Origin of the sequence: Hymenobacter jeongseonensis, from assembly GCF_015694725.1 — a bacterium.
In the GTDB taxonomy this organism is placed as follows: domain Bacteria; phylum Bacteroidota; class Bacteroidia; order Cytophagales; family Hymenobacteraceae; genus Hymenobacter; species Hymenobacter jeongseonensis.
Genome location: NZ_JADQDQ010000009.1, coordinates 97,483 through 111,790, shown reverse-complemented (window position 1 = coordinate 111,790; position 14,308 = coordinate 97,483). Strand labels below are relative to the sequence as shown.

The window sequence follows — 14,308 nt, the reverse complement described above, 5'->3', positions numbered from 1 at the left end:
AAACAATGACCCGTCAGAAAGACAAAACCCCGGACGACAGCAGGACTGCGCCCGGGGCTTTACTGATTTTCAGGTCATCCAAAACAACTTATTCCACGCTCAGCGGCCGGGTCAGGGCCACTCCGTCCACCGTGAGGCGGCAGGTGTAGAGGCCGGGCGCCAGCTGGGCGGCATTAAGCTCGGCCGTGAACTGGCCGGCGGGCCGGGTTTGGCGTTCCACTACTGTAGCCACGCGGCGGCCGAGGTTGTCGTACACGGCCAGGCTCACCACGGCGGGCTTTTGCAGGCTGAACGGCAGATTCGTGAGGCCGGAGGTGGGGTTGGGGTAAGCGGGCGCAAAAGCGGCCGTTGCCGTTTTTACGGTGCGGGCAGCCGTTACGAAGCCCACTAGGCTCGGACCCGTCCAGTCGTCGAGGTACAGGCGGCGGCGTGCGAACGTATTGGGGGCAATCAGCAGCACAATTTCGTTGACGGAAGTATTGGACGTGGCGCTGGGGGTGTTTACGTAATTGAAAGTCAGCGTTTCCCAGGCATTGGTGGCCGTGGTGGTGGCCGTGTACTCAGAGTTGCGACCAGCTGGGTAGTTGTTGGCGGCCGCGACGGTAGAGTCCTGCAGCGTTATCTGGAACGGAATGCCGGGGGCCGTGCTGTAGACCTTCAGGGTCATGCGCACTGTGTTGTTTTTGAAGGGGGTTACATCGGCCAGGGCCGCGCCCTGGGGGTGCACCACCAAGACGTCGTACTGGTTGGCGGAGCGGGTGTAGCGGGCCACCTTGGTGCTGGGGTTGGCGGTGCTGGTGGGGGCGGGGTTCAGCGTGTCGGCATTCAGCCCACCCGACGATTTGTAGGCAATGTATTTAATGACTCGGGTGCCTTCGTAGTTGTCGTAGAGCTGGCTAACGGCACCCGCGGTAATTACAGGGGCAAGCAATTCCGGCCCCATGAGGTCATCGATATAGTAGGTTTCGCCGGTTTTGGTGTTGGGCGCTACCAGCAGCACCATCTGGTCCACATCGGTGGGCAGCACGGCGGGGTCGAAGCCGCCCGACGCACCCGGAATGTAGGTGAAGGTCAGGGTTTCCCAAGCGTTAGCCACGGTGGTGGTGGCCCGGAAGTCGCCGCCAAATTTGCCGGTCGGGTAGTTGGCGGTGTTCAGGCGGCTGTTTTGGAGCACGGCTTCTACCACGGTGCCTACGGCGGGGCTCCGGAACTTCATGCTGATGCGCTTGGTGCCCGCAACATAAGCCGATACGTCGGCCATGGCCGTGTTATTGGGTTTTACCACAATGACGGCATATTGCTGACCAGCGTCGCGGGTGTACAGCGCGCAGGAGGGGCTGCTGTTCACGGTGCTGGAAGCGGGGTTGGCCGTGGGATGGGTGAACACACCCAAGGCTATGGGGTAGGAAACCAGCCGGGTATTCTCAAAATTGTCGTACAGCGTTTGGGCCGCAGCCTGAGTGCCAGTCGCTACTAAAGCAGCCAAGCACAAAATCGGAGTAAAAATTTTCATGCGGGAACGGATTAAAGGTGAGGATGTGAACTTGGAAGCACTTCATCGGTATCAGAGGTGCTATGTTGAAAACGAATTAGATACACTCCGTCATGCTGAGATTGTCGAAGCATGACGGGCTGATTTATTGGACAGCGGTTTCTAGTTCTTTTTCATCTGGTAGATGCGCACGAAGTCCACCAGCATTTGCTGGGGAAAAGCGGCTTCATCAATGCCCTTCTGGCCGCCCCACTCGCCGCCCACGGCCACATTTAAGAGCACGTGAAAGGGCTTGTCCCAGGGCCATGCCTGCCAGCCGGTGCCCTCGTTGCGGGCCGCGAAATACAGCTGCCCATCCACTTCGGCGGTGATGGTTTCGGGCGTCCACTCAATGGCATAGACGTGAAAGGCCGTGGTGGCATCCGCGACGATGGTGACGCCGGTTTTCTGGTTATTGGTGCGGAAGTAATAGCTCTTGCAGTGGGTCGAAGCGTGAATCACGTTGGGGTCGTAGCCCACGTGTTCCATGATGTCGATTTCGCCGTTGTCGGGCCAGCTTTTGTTGCCGTACAGGTTTTGGTCGGGCAGCATCCAGATGGCCGGCCAAGTGCCGCGGCCGGCGGGAATGCGGGCCCGCACCTCGAAGCGGCCGTAGGTTTGGCTGCCGCCTTTGCCCCGCGACAGCAGCCGGGCCGAGGTGTAGGCATTTTCGGGCACCAACGCTTCCTTGCGGGCTTCCACCACCAGGTTGCCGCCCTCTACGCGGGCGTTTTCGCGGCGGGCTTTGGTGTAGTACTGCAGCTCCTGGTTGCCCCAGCCGCCGCCGCCCACGTCGTAGCCCCACTTGGTCGAATCGGGCAGGCCGGTGTAGTTGAACTCGTCGCTCCACACCAGCTTGGTGAAGGTGTAGCGCGGCTTGGGGGGCGCGGTGGTGCCGCTGCCCGCCGGGCCAACGGGCGCAGCCGCAGTCAGCAGCAAGCTGCTAACTACGACCGCCACCCGGGCCAGCGTGGCAGTGCCACGATTGCGCCCTTCGGCCGAATTGACTTTCCCACCTATTCTGGCCGTCATGCGCACTGGTTGTTACTTGTACTGGTAGTACCGCACGTAATCCACCTGCATCTGCTGGGGGAATACGGTGGAGGCGTCGGGGTTGCCATCGAAATCGCCTCCCACGGCCACGTTCAAAATCATGAAGAACGGGTTGTTGAACGGGTAGCCGCCACCCACGGTATCGGCGGTGCCGAAGGTGAAATACAGCTCACCGTCGAGGTACATCCGGATTTGGTCCTTGCTGCGCACCACCGAGTAGATGTGGAAATCTTCGGACAAGTCCACCGCTACATTGTTGGTGGTGCCCTTCAGGCGGCGGGCGCCCTGCGCATCCGGAAAGTGCATGGTGGCCAGCAGCTCCTTGGGCCGGCTGCCGCGCAGCTCCATGATGTCGATTTCGCCGCACTTCGGCCAGTTGTTCTGGTCAATGTCGGCGCCCAGCATCCAGATGGCGGGCCACACGCCCTTGCCTTTCGGAATCTTGGCCCGGGTGTCGATGCGGCCGTACACGAAGGTCTTCTTGTTTTTGGTGAGCAGGCGGGCCGAGGTGTAGGCATTGCTGCCCGCCTGCTGGCGGCGGGCCTGAATGGTTAGGTTGCCGCCGTTTACGAAGGAATTATCGCTCGAATTGGTGTAGCTCTGTAGCTCGTTGTTGCCCCAGCCGCCGCCGCCCAGGTCGTAGCCCCACTTGGTTTGGTCGAGGGAGCTGCCGTCGAATTCGTCGCTCCACACCAAGTCGCTGTACTCGGCGTAGTTGCGGGCTTCCTCGTTGGTCACCGGCACTACCGGTACCACGGGCGGGGGCGTGACCGGGGGCGTGCTCGCCTTGTCGGTGCAGGCCACGAGGCCCAACCCAAGCAGCAAGCCAGCTCCGAGCCGATAATTGCGCAACACACTAATTGATTGATTCCTCATAAACTAAGCAATTTTGGTAAGTAAGAATGAGATTTAGAGTTATTTAGCAACAAGCTTTATTGTGAATACCGTTCCGTTGTTCTGGCCGCTGCCGGCCCGCAGGGTCATCTTCTTGTCGTCGATGCTCAGGATGCGGTACACGCGCTCCGTGGGCGAAGCGTCGGTGGCGGCGATGAAGGCGCCGGACCGCGTGAGCGTGAACTGCGCCAGGCCGGCCCCCGATGCGGGACCCAGTACGAACGGCGAAGTGCCCGTTTGCGCCGCTTGGCAGCTGTAGCCGTTGGCCGAGAAGGTTTCGGCTTTGGCGTCATAACTGAACAAGTTGGCGTCGGAGAAAGTGTATTCGTCGTCGGATTGGCAACCGGGCAGCTCGCCTGGCTTCACTCCGGCGAAATAGGACGTGGGAGCGGCTTCCGTGCCCACCACAATCGGGGCATCGGCCGCGTTGTCGAGCATCCAGGTTTTCGACGAGCCGCCGGTGAGCAGCAGCCGGATGGGGGCCGTGGCGTCGTAAGGCGCCAGCGTGATAATGGTGCGGGTGCCGTCGGGGTTGGTGCCGCGCAGGCGCAGGCGGGTGTCGCTCACGTCCAGAATGTCGTAGGTTTTGTTCGCCACCGAGTCGGGCGCGCCGATGAACCCGCCTTTGCCTTGCAGCACAATTTGGGGGTTGCCAGTGCTGCTGGGCCGGAATACGAAGCTGCCGCCCCGGCTGAGCGAGGTGCCGCAGGTGCCGTTTTGGACGGTTTCGCCGCCGCTTTCGTAGTTCACCGTGAAGTTGTTGCTGAAGGCAAACTGGTCATCGAGCTGGCACGCCAGCAGCGCCCCCGAGGACGAGAGCTGCACGCCGGCCGCCGTTTCTTTCACAATGGCGCCGGGTGTATTGATGAAAGACCACACCCGGGTGCCCGAGCTGGCGCAGCCCACCAGCTTGTTGAACGAAGCGTTGGTGCAGGCGTCGGGGATGGTGATGGTTTGCTTGCTCGAAATGCTTGTGCCGCCTTTGCCCGCCGTGATTAGCTCCACTTCGTAGGTGCCGGGGCGGGTGTAGGTGCGCTTCACCGTGGGGCCGGATGCCACCGCGTTATCGCCCAGGAAATTCCACTGGTACAAAAAGCCGTCCTGGCTGGTGCTGGTGAAGGTAACCACCGTCGGAAACTCGGTGGTGTTGACCTGGAACGTGAAGCTGGACTGCGGCACGGCCCCTTCCAGCTGGTTGTCGTCGTCGTCTTTGGAACAGGAACCCAGCAGCAGCGGGACCGATAAAAGGGCCAGCGCGGCTATACGAACTATATTTTTCATGAGAATAATCGGAGAGGAATTGAAGGAAGACGGAACTTAGTAGCCCGGGTTTTGCGTGAGGCCGGTGTTCACGTCGAGCTCGTTCTGCGGAATGGGCAACACGATGTTGAAGGCCTGCACGCCGCGGTACTTCAGCAATTCGCCGGTGCGCTTCATATCAAACCACCGGTCGTTTTCGAACGCCAGCTCGTACTTGCGCTCGCGCCATACGGCTTCTTTGAAGGCCTGGGCGCTGAGGCTGGCCGACAAATCGCGGGTGCTGGTAGCGTTGATGGGCAAGCCAAAAGCGCGCCGCCGCACTTTGTTGATGTTTTCGAAGCCTTCGGCCGTGTTGCCCACAGCCTCGGCCAAAATCAGGTGCACCTCGGCCATGCGAATCACCGGAATGTTGAGCTCCGAATCCCAGACGTTGGTGTTCACTTTGCCCACAAACCACTTCTTCACGCCGTAGCCGTTGGGCGAGCCGGGCAGGGTAGCGGGCTGCACGCGGCCGTCGGGATACACATCGCCGGGCTTCCAGATGGTCACGTCGCGGCGCAAGTCGCCGGCTTCGTAGCCGGCCACAAACTCGGGCTCGGGAATGTTGAAGCCGTAGCCGCCCTGGGGCACAATGCCCTGGCCGCGGGGGCCGAAGAATTCGTTGCCCACAAAGCCCAGCCCGTCGAAAATGTACTGGTTGCGGCCCGAAATGTACCCCACTTCAAACAGCGCCTCTTTGCCGTACTCGTTGGCCACTTTGAAGTTATCGGCGTAGTTGTCCCACATGGACTTGCCGCTGGACGTGATGACCGAGCGGGCCTGCGTGGCGGCGTCGCCCATTTTGCCTTCGGTGAGGTACACCTTGGCTAGCAGCGCGGCGGCGGCCCACTTGGTGGCCCGGCCCAAATCGTCGCCGCTGTATGAAGCCGGAAGCTTGGAAACAGCATCGAGCAAATCCTTCTCAATCTGAGCGTACACCTGCGCGGCCGGCGTGCGCGGCACGTTCACTTCTGCCAGCGTGGTAGGGGGCACGGTCAGCAAAGGGACATCGCCGTAGGCGCGCACCAGGTCGAAGTAGTATTTGGCCCGCAGAAACGAAGCCTCGCCGATGCTGCGCTGCTGAATGGCAGGGTCAATCTGCATGGTGGGCACCTTTTGCAGCACGATGTTGGCCCGGCCAATGCCTACGTAGCAGCCGCCCCAGAGGCGGGTGGTGAGCGGGTTGGTGGCCGGAATGCTGCCGTAGCGGTCCAGCTGCTGCTGCTCAATGCCGTCGCCGCCGCCACCGCCGCCCGTGTTGGACAGGTCGGAGCCGATGTCGCCGATACCCCACAGGGCGTAGTTATACTGCCCGCCCTTGCCCAGCTCGCTGTAGACGGCATTGGTGGCCTGAATGGCGTCGTTGGTGGTTTTGTAGAAGTTGGCGTCGGTTACCTGGTCGGTGGGCGCTTCTGCCAGGAATTTCTCGCCGCAGCTCGTGAGCAAGCCCAGCGTGAGCAGCAAGGTGCCGCCAGCGTATTTCGTGAGGATTGACATCTCAATGAGTTCTTTAAAGATTAAAAACCAAGGTTCAGGCCGGCCAGGAACACGCGGGGCTGGGGGTACACGCCCAGGTCCACGCCGCGCGAGCCCACCTCAGGGTCAAAACCGGTGTATTTGGTGAGGGTGACCAGGTTTTGGCCGCTCACGTACAGGCGCAGTTGCTTGCCGCCCACCCGGTCGGTGAGGCCCTTGGGCAAGGAATAGCCCAGGGTGAGGGTTTTGAGACGCAGGTACGAACCGTCTTCGAGATAATAGCTGCTCACCTGCAAGTTGCCGTTCGGGTCGCCGGCAATGGCGCGGGGCACGTCGTTACTAGTGCCGGGACCGGTCCAGCGGCCCAGCACGCGGCTGCTGCCGTTGCTGTTGCCATACAGGGCGCTTTCCAGGATGTAGCGGTTCTGGTGGTAGATGTCGTTGCCCTGCGAGCCCTGCACGAACACGTTCAGGTCGAAGCCCGCCCAACTCAGCGTGTTGTTCATGCCGTAGGTAAAGTCGGGGTTGGGGTTGCCGATAAACGTGCGGTCGGCGGCGTTGATAACCTTGTCGCCGTTCAAATCCTTGAAGCGGATGTCGCCGGGCGCGGTGCCCGACTGCTGCACGGCGTGGTTTTTCACGTCTTCCGGCGTCTGGAACAGGCCGTCGGCCACGAAGCCGTAGAACGAACCAAAGGCGTAGCCTTCGTCGTAGCGAACAATCGTGCCGCTCAAGCCACCCAGGCCGTTGTAGGGGTCACCCACGCCCAGCTTCTCGAGGCGGGTTTTGTAGGCCGACAAGTTCAAGGTGGTGCTCCAGGTCAGGCCCGTGCCGCTGCCCTGGATGTTGCGCGAGGTCAGCGAGAAGTCCACGCCGCGGTTGTAGGCCGAGGCGGCGTTGCGGTTCACGCTTTCGAACGTGCCCGATACCAGCGACACCGGCACCGGCGCAATCAGGTTTGGCGACGTGCGGTCGTAGAGGTCGATGCTGCCTTCGAAACGGTTGTCAAGGAAGCCGAAATCAATGCCGATGTTCGCTTGGTTGTTGTTTTCCCACCGCAGCTCGGGGTTGGGCAGGCGCGTGGGCGCCGCGCCCGTCACGATGGTGCCCGCGGGACCGAACGGATACTGAATACCCGAGTTCACGGCAAACAGATAAGCAAAGCGGCCGGCGTTGTTGGGGTTGCCCACGCGGCCGTAGCCCACCCGCACTTTCAGGTTGCTCAACACGCTGTTATCCTTCAAAAACGCTTCTTCGGAAACGCGCCAGCCAGCTGAAACGCCGGGGAAGAAGCCAAACTTCTTGCCGGGCTGGAAGTTGCTCACACCGTCGTAGCGCGCAATGGCCGAGAAGAGGTACTTGCCCGCAAACTCGTAGTTGAAGCGCGCGAAGTAGCTGGCGATGCGCGAACGCGGGTTGATGGTGCTGGCGTTGGCCAGCTGGGTATTGATGGGCCCCGAATTGATAACCTGCAAGTCGTTGCGCAGGTAACCGGTGCGGTAGGCCTCCACGTTGCTGAAATTAAACTCCTGCGCCGATTGGCCCAGCAGCGCGGTTACCTGATGCTTTTCGCCAAACAGGTGGTCGTAGTTGAGGGTGTTTTCAATCAGGTAGCTCGGCGCGTACGACGACGTCGCCGTGGCCCCGGCCGTGGCCTGGGTGTAGCGTGTGTTGTAAGTATCAGTGCCGATTTTCAGCTCCGGCACCCCGGGGCGGAACGCGTTGAAGTTGTCGAAAATGAAGTCAAAGCCCACGTTGGTGCGGAAGCGCAGGCCTTTCAGCGGCTCTACTTCGGCAAAGAAGGTAGACAGCGCCCGGTTGCGGGTGAACTTCTGGTTGGCAATGGTGGCCGATGCCAGCGGGTTCTCCTCAATGAAGTTGTCCTGCTGGCCGCGCGGCTCGTAGTAGTAGCCATCGGGCCGGAACAGGGGAATGATGGACGGAATGCGAATGGCCTGCTGCACCGTGCCGTATTCGCCGTTGTTGGTCGTAATCTGGCGGTCTTCGAGGTGGGTAAGCGAGATGCTGTTGCCGAACTTCAGGTACTTGTTTACCTGCACGTCGCCGTTGGCCCGGAGCGTAAACCGCTCAAACTGCGACCCGATGATGGTGCCGTCCTGCTGGAAATAGCTGCCCGACACCGCAAAACGGGCCTTGTCGCTGCCTCCAGTGGCCGAAAGCGAGTAGTTCTGAATGGCCGCCTGACGGAATACTTCGTCCTGCCAGTTGGTGCCTTCGCCCAGTGCTTGAGGGTTGCGCAGGCGGGGCACTACAATGGGTTGCCCTGCCGCAATGCGGTTCTCGTTGTTGATAACCGCGTATTCCTCGGCCGTGAGCAAGTCGAGCTTGCGCCACACCTGCTGCACGCCGCGGTAGGCATCCAAGTTTACAGTGGAAACGCCCGCTTTGCCGCGCTTGGTGGTGATGAGCACCACGCCGTTGGCCGCACGCACGCCGTAGATGGCCGTAGCCGAAGCATCCTTCAGAATGTCAATGCTTTCAATGTCGTTGGGGCTGATGGCGTTTAGTTGGTTTTCCCCGCCCTCGGGCAATGGAAATCCGTCCACTACGTACAGCGGGTTATTATTGCCCGCCGAGGTAATGCCCCGCACCCGGATAGAGGTGCCGGCTGCTCCGCCCGGCGCGCCGCCGTTTGAGGTGACCGTGACGCCCGCTGCCCGGCCTTGCAGGGCCTGGGTGGCGTCGGCCACGGGCTGGGAAGCAATTTCCCGCGCCGACACCGACGATACCGCCCCCGTTACGCTGCCGCGCTGCTGGGTGCCGTAGCCCACCACCACCACTTCCGTCAGCTTCTGCGTGTCTTCAACCAAGCTGATGGTGACAGCGCCCGCGCTTGCGCTTGATACGGCCAGCGTTTGGGTGGTGAAGCCCACAAAGCTGAATACCAGGGTGCTGCCTTCAGGCGCATTCAGGCTGAACGCGCCGTTGGCATCGGTGCTGGTGCCAACCGTGGTGCCGCGCACCAGCACGGTCACACCGGGCAAGCCCACACCATCCGGCCCCACTACGCGGCCCGAAACGGGCACATCGGCCGTGAGGCTGGCATACAGCAGGTTCGGAGCCGGTGGGGCGGCTGCCGCCAGGGCGGGAAGCCCGCAAGCCAGCAGCACCGCGGTGCGGCGTACCAGCGCAATCATGTAAAAATTTCGCTTCATGGTGGGAGTTGTGAAAGGGTAAGCGAACGGTGAAAAAAGGTTGAGTTGAGCGAGGGGATGCTGATGCTAGTGGGGGGCGACGGCTTCCGCAGGGCGGCTGGCGGGCCGTACCGCCCCGGTAGCGCCCGTCGGCGCCGGCGTGGTGCTGGCTACGGGGCCAGCCGTGTAGCGGAAGCGCGCCGTTTGCGACCCCACCCGGAGGGTGTACCAGCCGTCTTCCAGCTGGGGGCGGCCCTGGCCGTCGGGGTAGCTCAGGTCGCGCAGCGGGTCGATTTCGAACGACATGTCACGGCTTTGCCCTGCGGCAAACGCTTGTTTTTCAAAATGCTTGAGCATCCGCACGGGCCGGGTAATGCGCCCAACCTCGTCGGTCAGGAACCACAGCACGGCTTCTTGGCCAGCCCGGGCGCCCGTATTAGTCACGCGCACCGTGGCGCGCAGCTTGGCACTTTTGCTCCGCAGCAGGGAGTCGCTCAGCGTCAGGCTTGCATAGGAGTAGGTCGTGTAGCTCAGGCCCTCGCCAAACTCCGTAAGCATGGAACTTTTGTACTTAGCGCCGCGCTGCTCAAAGCCAGCACCAAAATCACTCAAATCGAGACTGTTCTCGTTGTTGTCGTGGTGGTAGTTGGAAATGTGGCCAGCAAACTGCGGATAGGTAAAAGGCAGCTTGCCGCTCGGGTTGGTTTTGCCGCTAATGATTTCGGCCAGCGCCGTGCCGCCGCCGTAGCCCGGCAGCCCCGCCCAGATAATGGTCTTCGTCCCCGCCGTCACGTTGCGGATTATCCCCGGCCGGCCACCAATCATGAGCAGGATAGTGGGCTTGCCGCTGGCCTGCGCCGCTAAGGTGAGTTGCTGCTGGTCGTCGGGCAAGGTCAGGTCGGAGGTGTTGCCCAGGCCTTCGGTGTAGGGCCGTTCGCCAAGGGCCAGCACGATGGCATCGGCCTGTTTGGCGGCGGCTGAGATGCTGGCCAGCGTCAGTTTGCCCGCTGCATTGCGGTAGGGCATGGTTTCGACCCGGGCATTGGGATATTCTTGGCGCAGCGCTTCTACCAGCGTGGGCACATCCTTGGGGTAAGCCTCTTCCGGGCGGCCCTGCCAGGCCAGGGTCCAGCCGCCGGAGAGGTTGGCCCGGGAGTCAGCTGAGGGGCCCACCACCAGCAGCCGTTTCACCCGAGTGGGTGCCAGGGGCAAGGTATTGTTGTCGTTTTTGAGTAGCACCACCGACTCGCGAGCGGCGGCTACGGCCTGGGCGCGCAAGGCCGGGTCGCCCACGCGGGATAGCCGGTCGGCGCGGGGCATGGGGTTTTCAAATAATCCGATTTCGTCCTTCATCTGCAGCACGCGGCCGGCCGAGAGGTCGATGCGGGCCTGCGTGAGGCGGCCTTCCTGCACCAACTCTTTCACAAGGCGGCAGAACGTGGTGGTGTAAGGCGTCATGGCCATGTCCACGCCGGCGTCAATGGCCATCCAGGTGGCTTCCTTCTCGTTGGCCGCTACTTTCTGGATGCGCACGAGGCGAATAATATCTTCCCAATCGGTCACGGCCACGCCTTTGAATCCCATTTGGCCGCGCAGCAAATCCGTCAGAACCGCTTTGGACGCGTGCACCGGCTCGCCGTTGATTTCGCCCGAGTTAATCATGATGGATTTCAGTCCGGCATCGATTGCGGCCTGAAACGGAGGACGAAATAACTCTTGCAGCCGCTGGTCTGGAATAAGGGCGTTGGTGCGGTCCCAGCCGTTGCGCGGGTCGGAGTACCCGATAAAGTGCTTGCCGGAACCGGCTACCTTATAAGGGGCAATCTCCGTGTTGTTCTGCAGTTCTTTTACAAAGGCGGCTCCCATCCGGGACGCTACCAGCGGGTCCTCGCCGTACGTTTCATAAAACCGCGGCCAGTAGGCGTTTACGCCTAAGTCCAGCACCGGTGCAAATACCCAGTGGTGGCCCAGGTCGGCCGACTCAAGCACCGTAGCGCGGGCCGTTTGGCGAGCAAGTTCGGGGTTGAAGCTGGCACCGAGGTTGATGTTGTGCGGGAAAATGGCCGTGCCCGCCACGTAGCTGGCCCCGTGCATGTGGTCGATGCCGTAAATGATGGGGACGCGCAGCCGCGATTCTCGCAGGGCAATGCGCTGCAGTGCCGCTGAATAGCGCACCCACTGGGCCGCGGGCACGGCTTCCCCATTTAGGAAAGAGCCAATATGAAATTCCCGTACCAACGCGGCCGCCTTCGCTGAATCCAGGACGACATCTTTTTGCACTCCAGTCGTATTGATAACCGAAATATTCAGCTGAGTCATCTGCCCGATTTTCTCCTCCAGCGTCATCTGCGCCAGGAGCTGCTGCACGCGCGGGCTAAAAGGAGAGGAGGGTGTTTTGGCAGGTGCTACCGTTACGGGGGTAGTGTTTGCTGCGGTAGTAGGAACAGCGCCCCGCTGACAAGATACCAACAGCGGCAGGGCGAGCATGGCGTTGCGCCACCTCGAGGGGCTTGCAACGCCATGCTTCGACGTGCGGAAACAAGTTGCAGAAAAGAGGGCGAGTACAGTGCGAAACACAGGCATTGGGCGGGAAGTGTTACCCAAATGTAGAATAAGGTGTTTGGCAAACGCAACCCCAAAATGCCCTTAATCAGCCGTTTTGGCCATTTTTGAATAATGGCCACTATCGTGCTATACGCTTGCTACACACGTAAAAAATCTTGATTCTGGCTTAATCAGGGCAACATCACATTTTAATCGATTCAGCGTGAAAGCTAAAAAACAATGAAAAAAAATGTCCCCTGACCAAAAAAAAATGATTGCAATAGTCAAAGTAGAGTTTGGCTTCGCAATTATCCGCTGGAATGCCCGCTAAGGCCTAATCCATTGGTGCCGCTCTATCACAATCGTTGCCGGAGAATGCCGTTCGAAATAACTTAATTTATTCCTCTTCAATCTCTGCTAACTCTACTTCCGCAGCCCCGTCCAGAAGCACATAAGTCCAGGCTTCTCCTTCTTCGAATTCGGCGGCTAATCGGCGGCGCTGTAGGGCCGCCAGCACTTTCTGCGCAAATGCCCAGCTGGTGGCCTGGCGCAACTCCAGCACCCGCGCCAATTCAGCCGGTGAATAGTTGCCTTTGTGCGCGTGCAGGAGGAACACCGCGTAGAGTGCTTTCACGATTGAGAATTTGCACTTTTGCAACAAAGTGCCTGCGGTTGCCGACTCCACGTACCGGCAGCGGGTGCAGCGCCGCGCGTGTGGTTCGCGGGCTTCACAGCTTTTTTCGTGTCCGCACTTGCGGCAGCGGTAGCCGGTTTGGGTCCACTTCAGGTCGGCGAGGTAGCGCAGGCACGCGTCCTTATCGGGGTAAATCTGACTGAATTCGCCAAAGTCCACTTCCCGGGCTTCAATGCGTGCAGCTTTCTCGGCGTGCAAGTCGCGGCTAAGGTCACCGTTGAGCTTTTCGATGGCGGCGGATTGCAGCGCCAGCAGCCCGTTGGCTTCGAGCAACTCCCGATTTTGGGCCTCCACGGTATCGTTTTGGCGGCGTAGTTCTATGGTTCTCTGGTTTACAAGGGCTTCCAGTTCCGTGTTAAGTTGGTCTTTGAGCTCCTGGTTTTCCCGCATTTGCTCTACTAGGCGGTCTTGGGCCTGGTGCTTTTTGCGCAGCTGTTTGAGCAGGCGGTGCTGGGTGAGCAGCGTGGTATCCATGATGCCTTTGATTTTCTCGCCCAGGGCGTAACTCAGGACCACCACTTCGGCCACAAAGGCCACATACAGGCTGTAGACGGTGTAAGCGTTGTTATAAAAATCGATGCCCAGCTTGCGCATGATGAGGAACAAAAGGCTGCTGGCTACCAGCCCTTGGCCCAGTAGCAGGTAGCGCGCTGGTTTTAAACCGCGGCGATATGCTTGAAAGCCAGCGTAGTAAAGCAAGCCATAGGGCAATAGATACAACCAGAAGCTAAACCCGGAATGAATAACGGCAGCATCGAGTACGAGCAGGGCCATACTCACGCCCACTACCCAGCGGCCCAGGCGGTGCAGGGCCGGCAGCCGGGAGGCCATGTCCAGAAAGCCGCTGGCGTAGGTGGCAAAGGTGAGCAGGAGCAACACCGGCGCCACCGCCCCGATAAAGTTGTTAAACCTGGGCCAATCGGACCAGAGGTACTGGAATCCGAGCCCGTCTTCGCTAAGGAAAAGCAATGTGCCGCTCAGCACGTAAAATACGTAGTAGAGGTAGGTGCGCTCTTTCAGGAAGAAAAAGAGGATGAGATTGTACATCAGCATGATGCACAAAATGCCGTAGAAGCCGCCTAGCAACCAGTACTGCAGCGATAGTTCGGGAATAAGCCCGTCGCCGCTGTGCAGCATGGCCCGGAAGCTGGTGCGCGTTTCGGAGCGCAGCCGCAGGTAGTAGGTGGCCGTTTGGCCCAGGCGGGGCGGCAGGTCGAAGAGGAAGTTTTTGTAGGGGTGGGGGCGGGTGGCGAACGGCAGACTGGCGCCCGTAGCCACGCTGTCGTAAGCCAGCGGGGCGCCAGGTGGTCCGGGACTGAGGGCAGGCCGGAAGAAAACCGCCCGGCCAATGTGCGAATCGTATAGTTCGAGGTACCAAGTCGCGGTTTGGGTGGCGGGGTGCCGCACGGTGATGCGCAGCCAGTAATTGCTGCCGGGGTGCTGAATATTGGGCGGCTGCCCCGAACCCCGCAGTATGTGGAAGCGCTGGGCCCAGGCCGGGCTTTGCACGTCGGCAATGGTGAGGCGGCCCGTGGGGTCCTCTAGCACGCTATAATAGTAGTCCTGCAGGTAGATAAAGGGCAGGGCCGGGTTCACCACCAGGGTATCTTCGGGAGCTGCGGCAGCGCGCAGGCTAGAACTCAAAAAGACGAAAAGGACCAG

General features: G+C 60.6%; 8 protein-coding genes. All 8 read right to left on the bottom strand.

The window, feature by feature from the left end; genetic code table 11:
* Nucleotides 1–88 precede the first annotated feature (88 nt).
* Nucleotides 89–1,513: a T9SS type A sorting domain-containing protein gene (locus I2I05_RS16955; RefSeq protein ID WP_196283448.1), complete on the bottom strand. Its 1,425-nt coding sequence runs from the start codon at nt 1,511–1,513 to the stop codon at nt 89–91.
* Between the two features lie 141 nt (nt 1,514–1,654).
* Complete coding sequence (locus I2I05_RS16950; RefSeq protein WP_196283447.1) at nt 1,655–2,563, bottom strand: glycoside hydrolase family 16 protein; 909 nt, start codon at nt 2,561–2,563, stop codon at nt 1,655–1,657.
* 12 nt (nt 2,564–2,575) lie between these two features.
* A complete protein-coding gene (locus tag I2I05_RS16945) occupies nt 2,576–3,460 on the bottom strand; it encodes a glycoside hydrolase family 16 protein (RefSeq protein ID WP_196283446.1) in 885 nt (294 codons plus the stop codon).
* Between the two features lie 39 nt (nt 3,461–3,499).
* Complete coding sequence (locus I2I05_RS16940) at nt 3,500–4,759, bottom strand: PKD domain-containing protein (protein WP_196283445.1); 1,260 nt, start codon at nt 4,757–4,759, stop codon at nt 3,500–3,502.
* 36 nt (nt 4,760–4,795) lie between these two features.
* On the bottom strand, nt 4,796–6,274 hold the full coding sequence (locus tag I2I05_RS16935; protein WP_196283444.1) for a RagB/SusD family nutrient uptake outer membrane protein: 1,479 nt from the start codon (nt 6,272–6,274) through the stop codon (nt 4,796–4,798).
* A gap of 20 nt (nt 6,275–6,294) precedes the next feature.
* On the bottom strand, nt 6,295–9,429 hold the full coding sequence (locus I2I05_RS16930) for a SusC/RagA family TonB-linked outer membrane protein (RefSeq protein ID WP_196283443.1): 3,135 nt from the start codon (nt 9,427–9,429) through the stop codon (nt 6,295–6,297).
* Between the two features lie 66 nt (nt 9,430–9,495).
* Nucleotides 9,496–11,775 carry a glycoside hydrolase family 3 N-terminal domain-containing protein gene (locus I2I05_RS16925; RefSeq protein WP_196283442.1) on the bottom strand — a complete coding sequence of 760 codons (2,280 nt, stop codon included), beginning with the start codon at nt 11,773–11,775 and terminating at the stop codon, nt 9,496–9,498.
* Nucleotides 11,776–12,349: 574 nt separating this feature from the next.
* Nucleotides 12,350–14,290, bottom strand: coding sequence for a 7TM diverse intracellular signaling domain-containing protein (locus I2I05_RS16920; protein WP_196283441.1), 1,941 nt, complete (start codon nt 14,288–14,290; stop codon nt 12,350–12,352).
* Nucleotides 14,291–14,308 lie beyond the last annotated feature (18 nt).

Excerpts from the sequence above, each read along its gene's own strand:
- I2I05_RS16935 (WP_196283444.1), bottom strand. The coding sequence starts at position 6,274 with ATGTCAATCCTCACGAAATACGCTGGCGGCACCTTGCTGCTCACGCTG.
- I2I05_RS16930 (WP_196283443.1), bottom strand. The coding sequence starts at position 9,429 with ATGAAGCGAAATTTTTACATGATTGCGCTGGTACGCCGCACCGCGGTG.
- I2I05_RS16955 (WP_196283448.1), bottom strand. The coding sequence starts at position 1,513 with ATGAAAATTTTTACTCCGATTTTGTGCTTGGCTGCTTTAGTAGCGACT.
- I2I05_RS16940 (WP_196283445.1), bottom strand. The coding sequence starts at position 4,759 with ATGAAAAATATAGTTCGTATAGCCGCGCTGGCCCTTTTATCGGTCCCG.
- I2I05_RS16950 (WP_196283447.1), bottom strand. The coding sequence starts at position 2,563 with ATGACGGCCAGAATAGGTGGGAAAGTCAATTCGGCCGAAGGGCGCAAT.
- I2I05_RS16945 (WP_196283446.1), bottom strand. The coding sequence starts at position 3,460 with ATGAGGAATCAATCAATTAGTGTGTTGCGCAATTATCGGCTCGGAGCT.